Genomic DNA, 17,787 nt, shown 5'->3' on the forward strand with positions numbered 1-17,787 from the left:
CCGGCAGGCAGGGCGGCCTCAGACCAGGCCGAGCAGGCCCGCTCCCGCGCCCAGCGCCACCAGCACCAGCGGATGCACCCGCGTCTTCAGCATCAGCGCGATGGTGGCCAGGGTGACGGCGGCCCCCGTCCAGCGGTGGTCGACGCTCGCCGCCAGCACCCAGCCGGTGGAGCCCAGCAGGCCGATGGTCAATGCCGCCAGGCCGCGCCGCACCAGGCCGGGCCAGCGCGCCTGCGGCGAACGTCCGGCGAAATACTCGAAGGCCAGCGCAATCACGCTGGATGGCCCGCAGATGGCGACCATGCCGGCAATGGCGCCGGCCAGCCCGGCGATCTGCCAGCCGAACAGGGCGACGAACAGCACATTGGGGCCGGGCGAAGCCTGCGAGATCGCATACATGGCGGAGAACTGCGCGTCGCTCATCCAGCCGTGCGACTCGACCAGGAAGCGGTGCATGTCCGGGATGGTGGTGCCGGCCCCGCCGATGGACAGGAAGGACAGCAGCAGGAAATGGGCGAAGAAGCTGCCGATCACATTGTCCTGGCTCATGGCTGCGGCCCCTCTGTCCTGCCCTCGGCCCGCTCCGGGGCGTCCGCCAGTGCGGCGCGCAGCGCCCGTCCCTCGGCATGCCATTCGAGCAGCAGCCCGAGCGGCACCAGCACGGCCATCACCGGCACCAGCGGCCAGCGCAGCAGGCCGATGGCGACGAAGGCGGCGGCGCCGACCAGCAGGCCGCGCAGCGAAGGCGGCAGGCTCTGCGCCAGCTTGATGCCGGTGGCCAGCACCAGGCCCGCCGACACGGCGGTCATGCCGGCCAGCATGTGCTGTACGGCCGCCACGTCGCGATAGTGCTCGTAGAGCAGCATGGCCGACAGCACCACCACCATTGGCACCAGCACCAGCCCGGCGAAGGCCGACAACGCGCCGCGCAGGCCGGCGAAGCGCAGCCCCAGCATCAGCGCGACATTGATGACATTGGGTCCCGGCAGCACCTGGCCCATGCTCAGCAGCTCGATGAACTGGCGGTCGTCCAGCCAGCGGTTGCGCTCCACCACGGCGCGCCGCACGAAGGGCAGCACGCCGCCGAATCCGGACAAGCCCATGCGCGCGAATTCGATGAACAGGCGCCGCGGCGTGGGCGGGGGGGCGAGGTTGGGGTCGATGGGCTCTGACGGGGGCATCGGATCGAACGGTCGGGCTGAAAGAAGGAAAGACGGAAAGACGGGAACGCCGGAAAGGTGGAACGCGGGGGACCCGAAGGCGCAAGGACGGCATGCGGCGCGGCCCCCGCGCACGGCCCCGTGCGCATTGTGCGCCGGCCGGCGCGGCGGCGCCTGCGCGAAAGGGACAGGTCGGGACAGGTCGGGACAGGCCGGCGCATGGCGTAAAAAAAGCCCCGCGCGCTGCGCGGGGCCGTTTCGGAGGCCATCGTTCCTGGCCATGCGGTCATACCGCCGGGGCCAGGCAGGCCACCATCATCGCGCCTCAGTTGCCGCCGGGTGCCACCGGCCGCACCGGATCGATGCGCGGCTCCTTGAGCCGGGACTCGAGCGCGCGGCCCTTGCGGGCGCGCTTGCCCACGTAGGGCAGCAGCGCCTGTCCGGCCAGCTTCTGGCTGCTCGGCTTGCCACCCCGGCCGGTGCCGGACAGCACCAGGCCCGGCGCGCCCACGGCAATCGCCTGCAACAGGGCCTCCTTGGGCTCCAGTTCCATCAGGATCACGCCGCGGCCACCGGCGGCCAGCACCTTGATCTCGTCCAGCGCCACCAGCAGCAGGCGCCCGTTGGCCGACAGGCAGGCGGCATGGGTCGCCTCGTCGCCCAGCGGAGCGGGCGGCAGCGGCACGTCGCCCTCATCCACCGTCAGGAAGGCCTTGCCACCCTTGTTGCGGCCGATCATGTCCGCCACCTTGGTCTGGAAGCCGTTGCCGCTGCGCGTGGCGATCAGCATGCGCTGCTCGGCCGCGCCGGCGAAGGTGTGGGCGATCTGCGTGCCCGGCTGCAGGTCGATCAGCGTGGTCAGCGGCACGCCGTCGCCGCGCCCGCCCGGCAGGCCGGACACGGCCACCGAATAGACGCGGCCGTTGCTGCCGAAGGCCAGCAGCGCATCGATGGTGCGGCACTCGAAGGTGCCGTACAGCGCGTCGCCCGCCTTGAAGGTGAACTGCTGCGCATCGTGGCCGTGCCCCTGGCGCGTGCGCACCCAGCCCTTCTGCGATACCACCACCGTGACCGGTTCGTCGACCACGCGCACCTCGGCGGCGGCGCGGCGCTCTTCCTGGATCAGCGTGCGGCGCGGATCCTTGTCTTCCGGGCTGTACTGCTTGGCATCGGCCTCGATCTCCTTGATGATGCGCCGGCGCATCATCGTTTCGGACTTCAGCAGGACGTCGAGGTCACCGCGCTCCTCGCGCAGGTCCTTCAGTTCCTGCTCGATGCGGATGGCCTCCAGCCGCGCCAGCTGGCGCAGCCGGATCTCGAGGATGTCCTCGGCCTGGCGCTCGGACAGGCCGAAGGCCTGCATCAGCGCCGGCTTGGGCTCATCGCTCTCGCGGATGATGCGGATCACCTCGTCGATGTTGAGCAGCACCAGCATCCGGCCTTCCAGGATGTGGATGCGGTCCTCGACCTTGCCCAGGCGGTGGCGCGTGCGCCGCGTCACGGTCTCGAAGCGGAAGGCGATCCATTCGCGCAGGATGTCGCGCAGGCCCTTCTGGCGCGGCCGCCCGTCGGTGCCGATCATGACGAGGTTGATCGGCGCGCCCGACTCCAGGCTGGTGTGGGCCAGCAGCGTCTGCGCGAATTCCTGCTGGTCGATGTTCTTGCTCTTGGGCTCGAACACCAGCCGGACCGGCGCATCCTTGCCGGATTCGTCGCGCACGGCGTCCAGCACCGCCAGCAGGGTCTGCTTGAGCTGGAGCTGCTCGGGCGTCAACGACTTCTTGCCGGCGCGCACCTTCGGATTGGTGATCTCCTCGATCTCCTCCAGCACCTTCTGCGCCGACGTCGCCGGCGGCAGCTCGGTCACCACCAGCTGCCACTGCCCGCGCGCCATCTCTTCGACGGTCCAGCGCGCGCGCACCTTCAGGCTGCCCCGACCGCTTTCATAGATCTGCGCGATATCGGCCGCCGGCGAGATGATCTGGCCGCCGCCCGGGTAGTCCGGCCCCGGCATCAGCGCCAGCAGCTCGGCCAGCGAGATGTCCGGGTTGCGGATCATCGCCACGCTGGCGTGCGCCACTTCGCGCAGGTTGTGCGGCGGGATCTCGGTGGCCATGCCGACCGCGATGCCCGAGGCGCCGTTGAGCAGCACGAAGGGCAGGCGCGCGGGCAGCAGCCGGGGCTCCTCCATCGAGCCGTCGTAGTTCGGCGCGAAATCGACCGTGCCCTGGTCGAGCTCGTCCAGCAGCAGGCGGGAGATCGGCGTCAGGCGCGCTTCGGTGTAGCGCATCGCCGCCGCGCCGTCGCCGTCGCGCGAGCCGAAGTTGCCCTGGCCGTCGATCAGCGGGTAGCGCAGCGAGAAGTCCTGCGCCAGGCGCACCAGCGCGTCATAGGCAGACTGGTCGCCGTGCGGGTGGTACTTGCCCAGCACGTCGCCCACCACGCGGGCCGACTTGACCGGCTTGGCGTCGGCGCGCAGGCCCATCTCGTGCATCGCGAAGAGGATGCGGCGCTGCACCGGCTTCTGGCCATCGGCCACCTCGGGCAGCGCACGTCCCTTGACCACGCTGATGGCGTAGTCCAGGTAGGCACGCTCGGCGTAGTGCGCCAGCGTCAGCGCGTCGGCCGGTTCGTCCGCTTGGAAGGAGATGTCTTGTTGATCCATGGATTCACAGGAAATCGGCGCGCGACGCGGTCGTCCGCGCGCGCGCCGGGTTGCATGGGTGCGGGCGCCTCGCCCCGGCGCCGTTCAAGGCAATTCGTCCTGGCCGCCGATCACCATCTTGACGCGCGTCACGCCGGCGCGGCCGACACCGCCCAGCGCGCGCGGCAGCGGGCCTTCGGGCCGGTAAATGCGGTAGAACTGCAGCACCGTGCTGACGTACTGCTGCGTCTCGGGGAAGGGCGGGATCTGGTTGTTGTAGCGCTGCACGGCGCCTTCGCCGGCGTTGTAGGCCGCCAGCACCAGTTCCAGGTTATTGGGGAACATCTGCATCAGCCAGCTCAGGTAGCGCACGCCGGCCGCGATATTGGTACGCGGATCGGCCAGCTTCTGCTCGACGGTGCGCTTGGCGTCGGCCGCCACGCCGAAGCGCGCGCCGGTGTCCGGAATCACCTGCATCAGGCCGATCGCGCCTTTGGGCGACACCGCCTGCGGGTTGAAGCCGGACTCCACCGCCATCACCGCCTTGACCAGCGCCGGATCGACGTTCTGCCGCTGCGCGATCTGCCGGATCATGGGCTCGACCACGGCAATATTGGGATGGTTGATGACGTAGCGGTAAAGCTTGTGGTTCTCGATGTCGATGGCGCCGGCCGCGCCCGCACCGCCGCCCGTGCCGGCATCCCGGCCCGCGCGCGCGCCCGGGCGCGCCAGCCCCGGCGCGTTGAGCGAACCGCCGCCGCGCAGGAACAGCTGATAGCGCGCGTCGAGCTTGCGGTCGGCGAAGTGGGCCACGCCGTCATCGTCGACATAGCCGTACAACTCGGCGTGGACGGCGCCGGCGCAGCCGAGCCCGGCAAGCAGCAGGGCCGCGCTCACCGCCGCGCGCCCTGCCCTCGCCATCCGCCCCGTCACTCGCCGACTTGCCGCCATCTCGCCTGCCTCGTCCTCAGATGTCCGCCACCACTTCATTGCCGCGCTCTTCCAGCCAGTTGCGGCGCTGCGCGGCCTCGCCCTTGCCCATCAGCATGTTCATCACACCGACGGTCTCGGCCTGGCCGAAGCCGCCCAGCGACACCGGCAGCAGGCGGCGCGTATCCGGATTCATGGTGGTCTCCCACAATTGCTCCGCGCTCATCTCGCCCAGGCCCTTGAAGCGCGAGATCTGCCAGGCGCCGTCCTTGACGCCGTCCTTGCGCAGCTTGTCCTGGATCGCTTCGAGCTCGCCTTCGTCCAGCGCGTAGAGCTTCTGCGCCGGCTTCTTGCCGCGCGCCGGTGCGTCGACGCGATACAGCGGCGGGCGCGCCACGCACACGTTGCCGCGCTCGATCAGGCGCGGGAAATGGCGGAAGAACAGCGTCAGCAGCAGCACCTGGATATGCGCGCCGTCGACGTCCGCGTCCGACAGGATGCAGATCTTGCCGTAGCGCAGGTTGGTCAGGTCGGGCTCGTCGTCCGGGCCGTGCGGGTCCACGCCGATCGCCACCGCGATGTCATGCACTTCATTGTTGGCGAAGAGGCGGTCGCGCTCGGTCTCCCAGGTGTTGAGCACCTTGCCGCGCAGCGGCAGGATGGCCTGGAATTCCTTGTCGCGCCCCATCTTGGCCGAGCCGCCGGCGGAATCGCCCTCGACCAGGAACAGTTCATTGCGCTCGGTGTCGGTCGATTCGCAGTCGGTCAGCTTGCCGGGCAGCACGGCCACGCCGGAGCCCTTCTTCTTCTCTACCTTCTGCGCCGCGCGCGTGCGCGCCTGCGCCTGGCGGATCACCAGCTCGGCCAGCTTCTTGCCGTACTCCACATGCTGGTTCAGCCACAGCTCCAACGCCGGGCGGCTGAAGGTGGAGACCAGGCGCACCGCGTCGCGGCTGTTCAGGCGCTCCTTGATCTGGCCCTGGAACTGCGGGTCGAGCACCTTGGCCGACAGCACGAAGGAGGCGCGCGCGAACACGTCTTCGCTCATCAGCTTGACGCCCTTGGGCTGCAGCGCGTGCATCTCGATGAAGCTCTTGACCGCCTGGAATAGCCCCTCGCGCAGCCCCGATTCATGGGTGCCGCCGGCCGGGGTCGGAATCAGGTTGACGTAGGACTCGCGCACCGGCGAGCCTTCCTCGGTCCAGGCCACCACCCACGAGGCGCCCTCGCCCTCGGCGAAGCCCTCCTCGCCGTTGTTGGCCTCGGGATCGGCGAAATGCTCGCCCTCGAACATCGGGATCACCAGTTCAGCGCCGCTGCCTTGCGCCAGCGCCTCGACCAGGTAGCCCTTGAGGCCCTGATCGTACTGCCAGGTCTGGCTCTCACCGCTCTTCTCGGTCACCAGCGTGACCTTGACGCCCGGCAACAGCACGGCCTTGCTGCGCAGCAGGCGCTGCAGTTCCGCCAGCGGGATGGCGGCGGAATCGAAGTACTTGGGATCCGGCCACACCTGCACGCGCGTACCGTTCTTCTTTTCGCCGCGCTCGAGCTTGCGCGAGGACAGCGGCGTGGTGACATCGCCGCCGGAGAAGGTCAGCGCCGAGGCCATGCCGTCGCGCCAGACGCCCACGTCCAGACGCGTCGACAGCGCGTTGGTGACCGACACGCCCACGCCGTGCAGGCCGCCCGAGAAGGCATAGGCACCGCCCTTGCCCTTGTCGAACTTGCCGCCGGCATGCAGCCGGGTGAACACGATCTCGACCACCGGCACGCCTTCCTCGGGGTGGATGCCGACCGGAATGCCGCGGCCATCGTCCTCCACGCTGACGCTGCCGTCCTTGTGCAGGGTGACCAGGATCTCGGAGCCGAAGCCGCCCAGGGCTTCGTCGGACGCGTTGTCGATCACCTCCTGGACGATATGCAGGGGGTTATCGGTGCGCGTGTACATGCCCGGCCGCTGCTTGACCGGCTCCAGGCCCTTCAGGACCCGGATGGAGGATTCGCTGTACTGACTGGTTTTGCTCGCCATGGAGTCGCTACGAAATTGGAGTACCGGCCGGGCGGGCGCCTTGCGCACCGGGCGCGCGCCGGAACGCGTGCCACGGGCCGGGCACCGCATTGTAATGGAAGCCGCCGCGCTGTCGCCCGCACCGGCCGGTGAAAAGTGACTTGAAAAGTGACGCGCCAGCGCGTTCGGGCGCGGCAGAGTACACTCGCCCGGCGGCGGCCCCCTGCCCGGCGCTGCCCCTCCGGCCACCGCGGCCCCCAGGCCAGGTGCCGGTGGCACCACAGCGGAGGCGGACGCGGAAGAAAGCCCGGGACGAAACACGGGCCTGGAACAAGACAAGAACAACGAGAACAACGAGACAACTCCCAGCACAAGAAGAGCCAGACATGCAGAATCGACAACTTTCCCTGGGCACCGTACTGGTCTGCGGCGGCCTGCTCGTCACGCTCTCGATGGGCATCCGCCATGGTTTCGGCCTGTTCAACCTGCCCATCACCCAGACGCACGGCTGGAGCCGCGAGACCTTCGCCTTCGCCCTGGCCCTGCAGAACCTGATGTGGGGCGCCAGCCAGCCCTTCGCGGGCGCGCTGGCCGACCGCTTCGGCGCGTTGCGCGTGATGCTGGTGGGCGTGGCGCTGTACGTGGCGGGGCTGCTGGTGATGGCCCTGTCGACTTCCGGCACCGCCTTCGCCTCGGGCGCCGGCGTACTGATCGGGCTGGCCCAGTCCGGCACCACCTACAGCGTCGTGTACGGCGTGATCGGCCGCGTGGCCAGCGCCGAGAAGCGCGTCTGGGCCATGGGCATCGCCGCCGCGGCCGGCTCCTTCGGCCAGTTCCTGATGATCCCGGTCGAGCAGACCCTGATTTCCACCATCGGCTGGCAGCATGCGCTCTTCGTGCTGGCCGCGCTGGCCTGCCTGATGCTGCCGCTGGCCTTCACGCTGCGCGAGCCCGACATGGCCGGCGCGCGCTCCGGCGCGCAGCAGACCATCGGCCAGGCCATCCGCGAGGCCTTCGGCAACCGCAACTACCAGTTGCTGACGCTGGGCTACTTCGTGTGCGGCTTCCAGGTCGTGTTCATCGGCGTGCACCTGGCGCCCTACCTGAAGGACCGCGGCCTGGGCGACCCCAAGATCGCCACCGTCGCGCTGGCCTTGATCGGGCTGTTCAACGTGTTCGGCACCTACGGCGCCGGCTCGCTCGGGCAGCGCATGCCCAAGCGCTACCTGCTGGCCTTCATCTACCTGACGCGCTCGCTGGTGATCAGTGCCTACCTGCTGCTGCCGCTATCGGTCGCCAGCACCTGGGTGTTCGCCGCGCTGATGGGCGCCCTGTGGCTGTCCACCGTGCCGCTGACCAACGGCATCATCGCGCAGGTGTTCGGCGTGCAGTACCTGTCCATGCTGTCGGGCGTGGTGTTCTTCTCGCACCAGATCGGCAGCTTCCTCGGCGCCTGGCTGGGCGGCTATCTCTACGACCGCACCGGCAGCTACGACACGGTCTGGATGCTGGCGATCGGGCTGGGCGTGCTGGCCGCCCTGGTCAACCTGCCGATCCGCGAGCACGCGGTGGCGCGCCCGCAGCCGGTGGCGGCATGACGGCGCCCTCGGCGGCCTCGGTATCGGCGCGCCGGCGCCTGCTGCAGGGCGCCGGCCTCGGCGCGCTGGCGGCGGTGGCGGCGCTCGCCTTCCTCGCCTACCTGCGGCCAGCCTTCATGGTGGACCTGTCCAATATGGTGCTGGCCTGGTGCGGATAGCCGCCCGCTGCAGGGGGAACGGCGCTCGCTATGCTCACTGGCTCTCGCCGCGGTGCTTCGCCTCCAGCACTTCCCAGCGCTCGAGCGCCTCCAACAGCTCCATCTCGATCTCGTCGTGGCGGGTGGCCAGCTGTGCCGCGCCGGCCGGGTCGCTGACATAGAGCGAGCCGTCCGCCAGGCGCGCCGAGATGGTCTTCTGCTCCGTTTCCAGGGCAGCGATGCGCTCCGGCAGGCCGTCCAGTTCACGCTGTTCCTTGTAGGAAAGCTTGACGGTGCGGTTGGCGCCGCGCGCCTCGCGCCCTTCGCGCGCCTTGGATGCTTCGGCAACGGCCTCGCCGCCGCGCGCCTGCTGGGCCTGCTCGGCCTGGATCCGGGCCGCGCGCGCCGACTGCTGTTCCCAGTCGGCATAGCCGCCCACGTATTCGCGCCAGCGGCCGTCGCCCTCGGCGGCGATGGTGGAGGTCACCACATTGTCGAGGAAGGCGCGGTCGTGGGAGACCAGGAAGACAGTGCCGGCGTATTCCTGCAGCAGTTCCTCCAGCAGTTCCAGCGTATCGATGTCGAGATCGTTGGTCGGCTCGTCCAGCACCAGCACATTGGCCGGGCGTGCGAACAGGCGCGCCAGCAGCAGGCGGTTGCGCTCGCCCCCGGACAGCGACTTGACCGGCGAGCGCGCGCGCTCGGGGGCGAACAGGAAGTCGCCCAGGTAGCTCATCACGTGCTTGCGCTGGCCGTTGATCTCGACCCAGTCGCTGCCGGGACTGATGGTATCGGCCAGCGAACGCTCCATGTCGAGCTGGCCGCGCATCTGGTCGAAGTAGGCGACCTGCAGGTTGCTGCCGTTGCGCACGGTGCCGCTGTCGGGCGGCAGCTCGCCCAGGATCAGGCGCAGCAGCGTGGTCTTGCCGGCGCCATTGGGGCCGATCAGGCCGACCTTGTCGCCGCGCATGATGGTGGCGGAAAACTCGCGCACCACGGTGCGCCCGCCGAAGGCCTTGCTGACGTCGACCAGCTCGGCCACGATCTTGCCCGAGCGCTCGCCCTGCGCCACCTCCAGCTTGACGTTGCCCTGGGCCTCGCGGCGCGCCGCGCGCTCGCTGCGCATCGCCACCAGCCGCTGGATGCGCGACACGCTGCGGGTGCGGCGTGCTTCCACGCCCTTGCGTATCCACACCTCTTCCTGCGCCAGCAGCTTGTCGAACTTGGCCTGCTCGACCTGCTCGGCCGCCAGCAGCTCGGCCTTGCGCGCCTGGTAGGCGGCGAAGTTGCCGGGGAAGGACAGCAGGCGGCCACGGTCCAGCTCGACGATACGCGTGGCCACGCGGTCGAGGAAGGCGCGGTCGTGGGTGATCAGCAGCACGCTGCCGCGGAAGGCCAGCAGCAGGTCTTCCAGCCAGCGGATGGCAGCCACGTCGAGGTGGTTGGTCGGCTCGTCCAGCAGCAGGATGTCCGGCTCGGCCACCAGCGCCTGCGCCAGCGCCACCCGCTTCTGCGTGCCGCCAGAGAGGCCTTCGACGGCCGCCTTGGGATCCAGGCCGAGCTGCGCCAGGGTGGTCTCGACGCGGGTGCGCAACTGCCAGGCGCCGGCGGCATCCAGTTCCGACTGCAGGCGATGCAACTCGGCCAGCGCCGCCGCCTCGTCCGGCCCGCCATGCCCCTCGGCCACCGCTTCGGCCGCCACCTCGTAGCGCAGCAGCAGGTCGTGGGCGGCGCCCATGCCCTGCGATACCGCGTCGAACACGGTCAGGCCGGGCTCGAACTGAGGCTCCTGCGGCACATAGGCCGACGTCACGCCATTCTGCCGGGAGATCAGGCCGTCGTCCGGCGCGGCGAGGCCGGCCACGATCTTCAGCAGAGACGACTTGCCGGTGCCGTTGCGGCCGATCAGGCCGACGCGCTCGCCGGCCTCCAGCGAAAAATCGGTGTGATCGAGCAATGCCACATGCCCGAAGGCGAGCTGGGCATCGGTAATGGAGAACAGGGCCATCGAAACGTCAGAGAGAATCCGGATCGGCGCGCCTGCCCCGTCCGTAGCGGGGCCTGCACGGTGCAGGCCGCATTGTAGTCGACGCCGGCAGCGCCGCGCCCCACCGCGCCCCGCGGGTGCCACCCGCCGGCGCCAGGCAAAAAAAATGGGCCCACGCCGGGGGCCCAAGAGTCTCTCCTCGGTGCCATGCTCGCAAGGCACAAGTCGAGCATAGCAAGCCCCCCTGCCCCCCTCCAGTCGGAAAAGTCCGTAAGGGAAAGCCCCGTCAGCCACCCGAACCGTTCGCGCGTCGGCCGACTTGCCGGGGCCGGCGGCGGATGCCGCAGCGGCCGCCACCGCCCGCGGGGCGCCGCTGGAGCCGCTTCGCAAGTCGTGCGAAGATGGCGGACCCTTCGCTTGCGCCGCCGGCGCCGGCCCTGCCGCCGGCACGCCCTGATCCGATGCCCCCTCGCCCCCTCCGCTTCGCCGACCTGTCCGTTTCCGCGCTGGTCGCGGGGCTGGTCGCCATGCTGACCGGCTATACCAGCTCGCTGGTGCTGATGGTCCAGGCCGGCCAGGCCGCCCACCTGTCCGCCACGCAGATCGCCTCTTGGATCTGGGCGCTGTCGATCGGCATGGGCGTGACCACCATCGGCCTGTCGCTGCTGACGCGCGTACCCATCGTCATCGCCTGGTCGACGCCGGGCGCTGCGCTGCTGATCGCCAGCCTGCCCGGCGTGCCCTATGCCGAGGCGATCGGCGCCTTCGTGGTCGCGGCGCTGCTGATGGCCGCCGCCGGCCTGACCGGCTGGTTCGACCGGCTGATGCGTGCGTTGCCTGCCAGCATCGCCTCGGCCCTGCTGGCAGGCATCCTGTTCCGCATCAGCGTCGATGTGTTCGTCCAGGCGCAGCAGCAGACGGCACTGTTGCTGGCGATGTTCGCCGCCTACCTGCTGGGCCGGCGCTGGTGGCCGCGCTATGCCGTGCCCGGCGTGCTGCTGGTGGGCGTGGCGCTGGCCGGCGCGCTCGGCCAGCTGCATTTCGAGGGCTTCCGCTTCGCCGTCGCGCAGCCGGTCTGGACCACGCCGGCATTCTCGCTGCAGGCCTGCATCAGCATCGCCATCCCGCTCTTCATCGTCGCCCTCGCCTCGCAGAACATCCCGGGCCTGGCCGTCCTGCGCGCCGACGGCTACCAGGTGAAGGCCTCGCCGCTGATCACCGTGACCGGCCTGGCTTCGGCCTTGCTCGCCCCGTTCGGCTCCCACGGCATCAACCTGGCCGCCATCACCGCCGCCATCTGTACCGGCGTCCAGGCCGACCCCGACCGCGAGCGGCGTTATACGGCCGCGGTGGTGTGCGGCTTCGGCTACCTGGTGGCGGGTGTGCTGGCGGCCAGCATCGCGGCGCTGTTCGCCGCCTTCCCCAAGGCGCTGGTGGTGGCGCTGGCCGCCTTCGCCCTGCTCGGTTCGATCGCCAATGGGCTGACGGTAGCCATGCAGTCGGCGCAGGAGCGGGAGCCGGCCTTGCTGACCTTCATGATCACGGCTTCCGGTATGACGCTGGCGGGCATCGGCTCGGCGTTCTGGGGCGTGGTGGGCGGCATGCTGGCGCTGCTGGTGCTGCGCCAGCGAGAGCCGGGCTGAGCCGGACTGAGCCGGACTGAGCCGGACTGAGCCGGCTCCGGCGCGGCGGCGCCGATCTCGCCGATCGAGTGCCCGTTGGGCGTCTGGGGCAGCACATGCCGCAGCGCGCGGTCGCGACGCTGCGCGAACCACCGGTAACGAAGGTTTCCACACCAAGGTGGGGAAGGCGATAGCGCGGGAAGTTGGACCGAAGCCACACCCGCCGCGCCATCGCCGCCTTTTCCGCCACAACGCGCCGGGACTGGTCATGGCCCCAGGCACCGCGCCATTTATCATGTCGGGCGACGTTGCCGGCATCCCGCCGGCACGATTCCAGACCGTGGAACAATGAACAGCTACTTGCTCCTGGCCCTCGCCATCGTGGCCGAAGTGATCGCCACCAGCAGCCTGAAAGCCTCGCAGGATTTCACCCGGCTGCTCCCCAGCGTGCTCGTCGTGGCGGGCTACGTATCGGCCTTCTTCCTGCTGATGCAGGTGATGAAGACCATGCCGGTGGGTATCGCCTACGCAATCTGGTGCGGCGCAGGCATCGTCCTGGTCACGTTGATCGCCAGCGTGCTGTACCGCCAGTTGCCGGACCTGGCGGCCTGGCTCGGTATCGGGCTGATCGTCGCCGGCGTCGCGGTGATCCAGCTCTTCTCGAAGATGCAAACGCACTGAGCCAGCCAGTTCCGGTGCATCCCGCCTGGGGCCGGGCGCACGAGAGCATAAAACACCACAGGCTGCAAGCTGGATCATCCCCCGAAAGCTGCGGCTGATCCAGGTGCGGTACGCTGCTCGCCGCGCGAAGATTGCGCCTGGGCCGGTCATCCACGCCCAATTTCCCTTCCACGGCCCCCTCCCGGGGGCCGTCTTTCTCACCGGCGGCATGCCCCACGCCCGTCCCGCACGAACATCCCGGCCAAGACGAGATCATCGGCGGCGGCATTAGCGGCACTTCAGCTATTGGCGTCGATCCAGCGCATTGCCCAGGCGTAGGCCGCGTCCCTCGCCGCCTGCGCGCTCGCATGCTCCCGCCCCACCGAGCGCGCCTCCTGCACGACGGCCGCGTCCTCCCAGATCTCGCAGGAAGCCAGGTAGGAGCCGTCCCGGATCTGGTCGCAGAAGACGTGGACCACATGGCCCTTGTATTCCATCGTGTCGCTTGCCATCTCCATCTCCGCGCCGTGATTCCATCCTAGCACTTCGTCCTCGGACGACTGGATTAAGAACTTTCCGAGAGAATTGCCATCCGAAAGCAGGTTGACAGCAAGCGGCTGGCAAAATGCCGGCCGCCGCCGAGGAAGCGGACCGGCGCCGGCATGCCCTCGCCCTCGCCCTCGCCAGACATAACCCGACAAGCACGCAGAGCCCCCGATGCATCAGGTCCCGCCCCCGCACCAGCGCGCCACACTGCCCGCTGCCCAGGTTTCGCTGCTGTCCGGCTGCGCGCTGCTAGGCGCCTGCGCCGCCCTGCTGCTGGAATGCGGTGTCCCCTGGCGGGACGCCGGCAAGACCGTGCTGATGCTGGCCTTGTCGCTGCTGATGACGCGACTGCTCCCCGCCAGTGTATGGGCGCGCCTGCCGGCCATGGCCTGGTATGGGCTGCTGCTGGCCGACGCCGGCCTGGAAGCCTTCCTGCAAGGCGCCTACGGACTCTCGTCCGACTCCCCCGCCGTGCTGACCGCGCTCGGCAACACCAACCGCGACGAGGCCGGCGAATTCCTGCGCGCCCTGCCGCTGGGATGGACGGGCGGCGTCATCGCCATGCTGCCGCTGCTCTACCTGGCCTGCTGGCGGCTGGGGCGTCCACGCGCGCACGGCTGGCGGCCGGCGGCGTGCGTGCCGCTGGCCCTGTTCGTGGCCGCCCACTTCAATCCGACCGCGAGGGAGAAGAACCCCATCTTCGGCTGGGCCAGGGCGGTGGCAAAATACCGCGCCTGGCAGGCCGAACTGGCCGGCATGCAGGCACGCCAGCACAGCGCAGGGCAGTGGCTCGCAGCACAGCCGTTCCGCTACACAGGCCCGGAACGGCGCACGGTGGTGCTGGTGGTGGGAGAGAGCATCAATCGCGAGAACTGGCAGATCTATGGCTACGACCGCGCCACCTCCCCGCGGCTGGCCGCGCTACGCGACGAACTGCTGGTGTTCGATGCCGTGACCTCGGGCGCCGGCACCACGGTGCCCGCCATGCGGGCCATGCTCACACTGGGTCCGGACGACAGCCGCGGGCCGGGCGTCACCGCGCTGGCGCGGCTGGCCGGCTACAAGACCTACTGGCTGAGCAACCAGGCCGACAGCTACCTGTGGACGCGCTACGCCGGCGAGGCCGAAGTGCGCCGGCAAGCCAACCGCGACCAGGACGGGCGCGACGCGGAAAGCCTCGACGAGTCCCTGCTGCCCATGCTCGACGCGGCCCTGGCCGATCCCGCCCCGCGCAAGTTCATCGTGATCCATATGCTCGGCGCGCACCCGCACTACGATATGCGCTATCCGGCCGAGTGGGAACCGTTCGCCGCACCCGACGAGATCGACCGCCAGCTTGCCGACCAGGGCCGCTGGCCCTGGATCCGCCTGGCGCGCCGGCACTACGATCGTGCCCTGCACTACCACGACGCGCTGCTCGGCCGCATGCTCGAATCCCTGCGCCGCCAGCCGCGTGGCGAGGCGGCCCTGCTCTATACCTCGGACCATGGCCAGGAGGTCGGTCATTCGCGCAACTTCGCCGGGCACGCGCCCGGGCGTCCGGCCGGGCATGCCGTGCCGCTACTGGTCTGGCCGCGGCACGCCAGCGCCCCGGAACTCCGCCTCGAATCGCGCCCCTTCAATACCGCCCGCCTGGAAGGCACGCTGGTCCCGCTGCTGCGCATCGAGACGCCGCTGGTGCACCCGCGCGACGATCTGCTGAGCGCACAGTTCGTGGCCGAGCCGCGCCATCCGGCACGGCACGCCTACCTCGAATGAAGGCGCGCACGGCCCGGCGACGCAGCCGCGCCTAGTGCGTCTTCACGAACGCCCACAGCAGGTAAGCCAGGGCCGGCAGGGTCAGGCCGGCGGCCAGGGCAAAGTAATAGCGCGCACCATGATGCGGCACATGTGTGTGGGGCGGATGGGAAACAGGCTTCATCTTGTCTTCCTTGGCAGGCTGTCGCACCGGAAGCGGGACATCGGCCCGGCAAAGGCGCCGCTCCCGGCGGGCCTTGTCACCTAAGCAAGACACAGGCCCGGCGCGCCTGCTCATTGAATTGGACCCGGAAGCCGGCGTGCCGTTGCGCGGCGGACACGTCCCGCCGTATACGGCGCGGAAACACACGTGACAAAGTCCCCACCCATGTAAGCAAGTGTATTCGGCGTTGCTTTGCCAAAGCGGCGCAGCGACAGTAAACCCTGTCGCCGGCAGCGAGCGGCCCCGCGCAGCAGCATCCGCCGCCTGGCCTTCCTGCCCGCCAGACCCCCTTCCTGTCTTTTCCGTCTTTTCCGTCTTTTCGGCGCGAGCTCCGGCAGCGCCCCGCCCAGGAGACAGCCATGCTCAGTGCACATGAACTCGCCGCGCTGATGATCGTCGACAGCACGCACGACCATCGGCAGCTCAACCCTGTCGACCTGCAGACGCTGGTCGACCGCAAGCTGGTCAGCCTCGAGCGCGACACCGGCAGCTCGCGCCGCCCACGCCTGACCCACTGCGGCCGCCGCGTGCTCGACGTCGTGGCGCGCGCCGCGTGAGGGCTCCGGACACATCGCCGCGGATACGGCCACGAGGGCCGGACCAGGGAACCCCATGAAACGCAAGACCGCACTCGGCACGCTCGCGCTGCTCGTCACCGCGCTGGCAAGCAGCTACGCCAGCCCCTATTGGACCCTGCGCCAGATGCACGCCGCCATCAAGGCACACGATGCGCAAGCCTTCTCCCGCTACGTCGACTACCCCGCCCTGCGCGAAAGCCTGAAAGCCCAGGCCCTGCTCTCCCTGCAGCAACGCCTGGGCCTGTCCGGGGCCGGCGAGGCTCCGCTGGCAGGCGTGGGCCGCCTGCTTGGCATGGCGATGGTCGGCACGGTGATCGATGCCATGGTTTCGCCCGCCGGCGCGATGGCCCTGATGGCACGGGGCGAAGCCGGAGCGCCGACCGAACCGCCTGCGCAACCCGGCCCCGCCGTCACGCCCGACGACGGCCAGGCCACGCGGCCAGCGCGCGAATCGCTGCGCTACGACGTTTCCTACCGTGCCTGGGACCGTGTCGACGCCTCCGCCACGCGCGCGGATGGCGAGCGCATCGTGGTCGAACTGCGCCGGGATGGCTTGTGGTCGTGGCAATGGTCGGGAGTACGGCTGCCGGGACTGGCGACGCGGCCATGACGGCGCCCGCCTGGCGCCCGCCTTACAAGGCAAGGCGCAAGTCAGAAGTGGAGCGGAACTGTTTGGATATTGGGAGCCACCGCCTGCGATGTGCGGTGGTCCCGCCGACAGGAATCGAACCTGTATCTAGCGCTTAGGAGGCGCTCGTTCTATCCATTGAACTACGGCGAGCGGACAGGAAACAGCTTGAAACAGCTTGCCGGCCGGTGCAGCGCGCTGTGCACCATGGGCCCGCGACCCGGAAGGTACTGTACTATCCCGGGACATGCAAAGCAGCCGGCACGACCGGTGCGGAAGATCCACTCCGGACGGCTTGCCGGCCGTTGGCACATGGCACCGCATGGCACCTGGAGTCCGGTCGGGAAGCAGGCGCGGAGTATAGCAGACTATGCTTGCGCGCCGGCCTGCAAACCCTCTGCTGCGGAGACGGCTGCGACCGCCCGCAGGGGCCGCGACTGATCAGCAGGACAACAAGAAAAACATCATGTTCCACAGGGTAAGAACGCAGGCAAGATGCGCGGCGGTCGCCGTGCTCGCGCTCGTCGCGGCCGTACTGGTGTCGGCCTGCGCCACGCGCTGGCAGGACAAGCTCAAGATCGAGGCGGAGCAGCACCTGCAGCAGGGCGAGTTTTTCGCCGCGGCGCGCAATGCGGCGGCAATCGACGAACGGTTTCCGGATGATGCCGCGCCGCTCTGGCCGATGCTGACGGCAGAACCGGCCCGTTCACGCCTGGCCGTCACGGCGCCCGCCGAACTGGCCACGCCGGCCTGGCAGACCGAATCCGGCCTGCGCGACGACGCATCGCGCGGCCCATCGACGGACTCAGGGCGGACCTGGTCAACGCAATCGCGACTCAGGATACTGGCGTTCCACCAATGAAAAGCCCGCCAATATCCTGGCGGGCTGGACGTGGACGGGACCGGACCTCCTGGGTCAATACCGGCAGCATTCCGGTTCGCGCTTCACGCCAGCAGGCTACCCATGATTCCGCCCATCACGCGGACGCCCATCCGGACCACCCGGACAGTCGCGGGAAACCTGGCAGTGGCGATACGAATCGTCATGCCGACGGCAAGCAGCAGGCAGATGCTGGAGAAGGTCGTCAGACTTCTCTATGTCCACCTCCGAGCCAGCCCCGATGGGGCCGGGCAAACCCAGTATAGGTCTGCCGCTGCAGGATGCCAACGCCGCCCGGACGGGAGGGGGCAGGCTGCCGTCACCAATTGTCACTTTTTCGCAGCGCAGCATTCTCCAGGATTTCTGCTATAATCCGCGCCGTGAGTTCGCACTGTGAGCTTTCCAGCGCTCCCCGATCCCGCATCGGAACCGCCTCCCGGCTCTCCAGC

The 17,787-nt window shown here is 69.4% G+C and carries 16 protein-coding genes and 1 tRNA gene; 8 read left to right on the forward strand and 9 right to left on the reverse strand.

The window, feature by feature from the left end; genetic code table 11:
• Nucleotides 1-18: 18 nt before the first annotated feature.
• The 5 genes from BKK80_RS16055 to BKK80_RS16075 all read right to left on the reverse strand — a co-directional run bounded on the left by BKK80_RS16055 (nt 19) and on the right by BKK80_RS16075 (nt 6,763).
• Nucleotides 19-549, reverse strand: a complete 531-nt coding sequence (locus BKK80_RS16055) for a chromate transporter (protein ID WP_071014480.1) — start codon at nt 547-549, stop codon at nt 19-21.
• Entirely contained in the window at nt 546-1,181 is a 636-nt protein-coding gene (locus BKK80_RS16060; RefSeq protein WP_071014483.1) for a chromate transporter, read from the reverse strand. The genes BKK80_RS16055 and BKK80_RS16060 overlap by 4 nt, the downstream gene beginning before the upstream one ends.
• A 304-nt stretch (nt 1,182-1,485) precedes the next feature.
• Complete coding sequence (parC, locus tag BKK80_RS16065) at nt 1,486-3,825, reverse strand: DNA topoisomerase IV subunit A (RefSeq protein WP_071014485.1); 2,340 nt, start codon at nt 3,823-3,825, stop codon at nt 1,486-1,488.
• A gap of 84 nt (nt 3,826-3,909) precedes the next feature.
• Nucleotides 3,910-4,725, reverse strand: coding sequence for a lytic transglycosylase domain-containing protein (locus BKK80_RS16070; RefSeq protein ID WP_071070186.1), 816 nt, complete (start codon nt 4,723-4,725; stop codon nt 3,910-3,912).
• Between the two features lie 46 nt (nt 4,726-4,771).
• Complete coding sequence (locus BKK80_RS16075) at nt 4,772-6,763, reverse strand: DNA topoisomerase IV subunit B (RefSeq protein WP_071014489.1); 1,992 nt, start codon at nt 6,761-6,763, stop codon at nt 4,772-4,774.
• 365 nt (nt 6,764-7,128) lie between these two features.
• Between BKK80_RS16075 and BKK80_RS16080 the strand changes: the two genes are divergently transcribed.
• On the forward strand, nt 7,129-8,340 hold the full coding sequence (locus BKK80_RS16080; protein ID WP_071070188.1) for an MFS transporter: 1,212 nt from the start codon (nt 7,129-7,131) through the stop codon (nt 8,338-8,340).
• Nucleotides 8,337-8,498 carry a hypothetical protein gene (locus BKK80_RS37100; protein ID WP_167366679.1) on the forward strand — a complete coding sequence of 54 codons (162 nt, stop codon included), beginning with the start codon at nt 8,337-8,339 and terminating at the stop codon, nt 8,496-8,498. Before BKK80_RS16080 ends, BKK80_RS37100 begins: the two co-directional genes overlap by 4 nt.
• Nucleotides 8,499-8,532: 34 nt before the next feature.
• Here BKK80_RS37100 and BKK80_RS16085 read toward each other — a convergent pair whose 3' ends face one another.
• The gene (locus tag BKK80_RS16085; RefSeq protein WP_071070190.1) at nt 8,533-10,485 is read right to left on the reverse strand and encodes an ATP-binding cassette domain-containing protein; all 1,953 of its coding nucleotides are present in this window, start codon (nt 10,483-10,485) and stop codon (nt 8,533-8,535) included.
• Between the two features lie 440 nt (nt 10,486-10,925).
• On the opposite strand from BKK80_RS16085, the gene BKK80_RS16090 reads away from it, so the two are divergent.
• Nucleotides 10,926-12,107 (forward strand): benzoate/H(+) symporter BenE family transporter, encoded by a 1,182-nt coding sequence (locus BKK80_RS16090; RefSeq protein ID WP_071070880.1) that lies wholly within the window; start codon nt 10,926-10,928, stop codon nt 12,105-12,107.
• 327 nt (nt 12,108-12,434) lie between these two features.
• Nucleotides 12,435-12,767 (forward strand): DMT family transporter, encoded by a 333-nt coding sequence (locus BKK80_RS16095; protein WP_071014496.1) that lies wholly within the window; start codon nt 12,435-12,437, stop codon nt 12,765-12,767.
• Between the two features lie 278 nt (nt 12,768-13,045).
• Here the strand turns inward: BKK80_RS16095 and BKK80_RS16100 are convergent, their stop codons facing one another.
• A complete protein-coding gene (locus BKK80_RS16100; protein ID WP_071016516.1) occupies nt 13,046-13,258 on the reverse strand; it encodes a hypothetical protein in 213 nt (70 codons plus the stop codon).
• Between the two features lie 205 nt (nt 13,259-13,463).
• Here BKK80_RS16100 and BKK80_RS16105 point away from each other — a divergent pair, with 205 nt between their 5' ends.
• Nucleotides 13,464-15,050, forward strand: coding sequence for a phosphoethanolamine transferase (locus tag BKK80_RS16105; protein ID WP_071070192.1), 1,587 nt, complete (start codon nt 13,464-13,466; stop codon nt 15,048-15,050).
• Nucleotides 15,051-15,081: 31 nt separating this feature from the next.
• Here the strand turns inward: BKK80_RS16105 and BKK80_RS37770 are convergent, their stop codons facing one another.
• Entirely contained in the window at nt 15,082-15,213 is a 132-nt protein-coding gene (locus BKK80_RS37770; RefSeq protein ID WP_257786732.1) for a hypothetical protein, read from the reverse strand.
• Between the two features lie 398 nt (nt 15,214-15,611).
• On the opposite strand from BKK80_RS37770, the gene BKK80_RS16110 reads away from it, so the two are divergent.
• Nucleotides 15,612-15,809: a hypothetical protein gene (locus BKK80_RS16110; protein WP_071014500.1), complete on the forward strand. Its 198-nt coding sequence runs from the start codon at nt 15,612-15,614 to the stop codon at nt 15,807-15,809.
• A 55-nt stretch (nt 15,810-15,864) separates the two neighbouring features.
• A complete protein-coding gene (locus BKK80_RS16115) occupies nt 15,865-16,440 on the forward strand; it encodes a DUF2939 domain-containing protein (RefSeq protein ID WP_071014503.1) in 576 nt (191 codons plus the stop codon).
• 96 nt (nt 16,441-16,536) lie between these two features.
• Here BKK80_RS16115 and BKK80_RS16120 read toward each other — a convergent pair.
• Nucleotides 16,537-16,611 (reverse strand) — tRNA-Arg (locus tag BKK80_RS16120).
• Between the two features lie 313 nt (nt 16,612-16,924).
• Here BKK80_RS16120 and BKK80_RS16125 point away from each other — a divergent pair.
• On the forward strand, nt 16,925-17,320 hold the full coding sequence (locus tag BKK80_RS16125) for a hypothetical protein (RefSeq protein WP_157903244.1): 396 nt from the start codon (nt 16,925-16,927) through the stop codon (nt 17,318-17,320).
• The last annotated feature ends 467 nt before the right edge of the window (nt 17,321-17,787 follow it).

It is taken from the genome of Cupriavidus malaysiensis (assembly GCF_001854325.1).
GTDB classification, from domain to species: domain Bacteria; phylum Pseudomonadota; class Gammaproteobacteria; order Burkholderiales; family Burkholderiaceae; genus Cupriavidus; species Cupriavidus malaysiensis.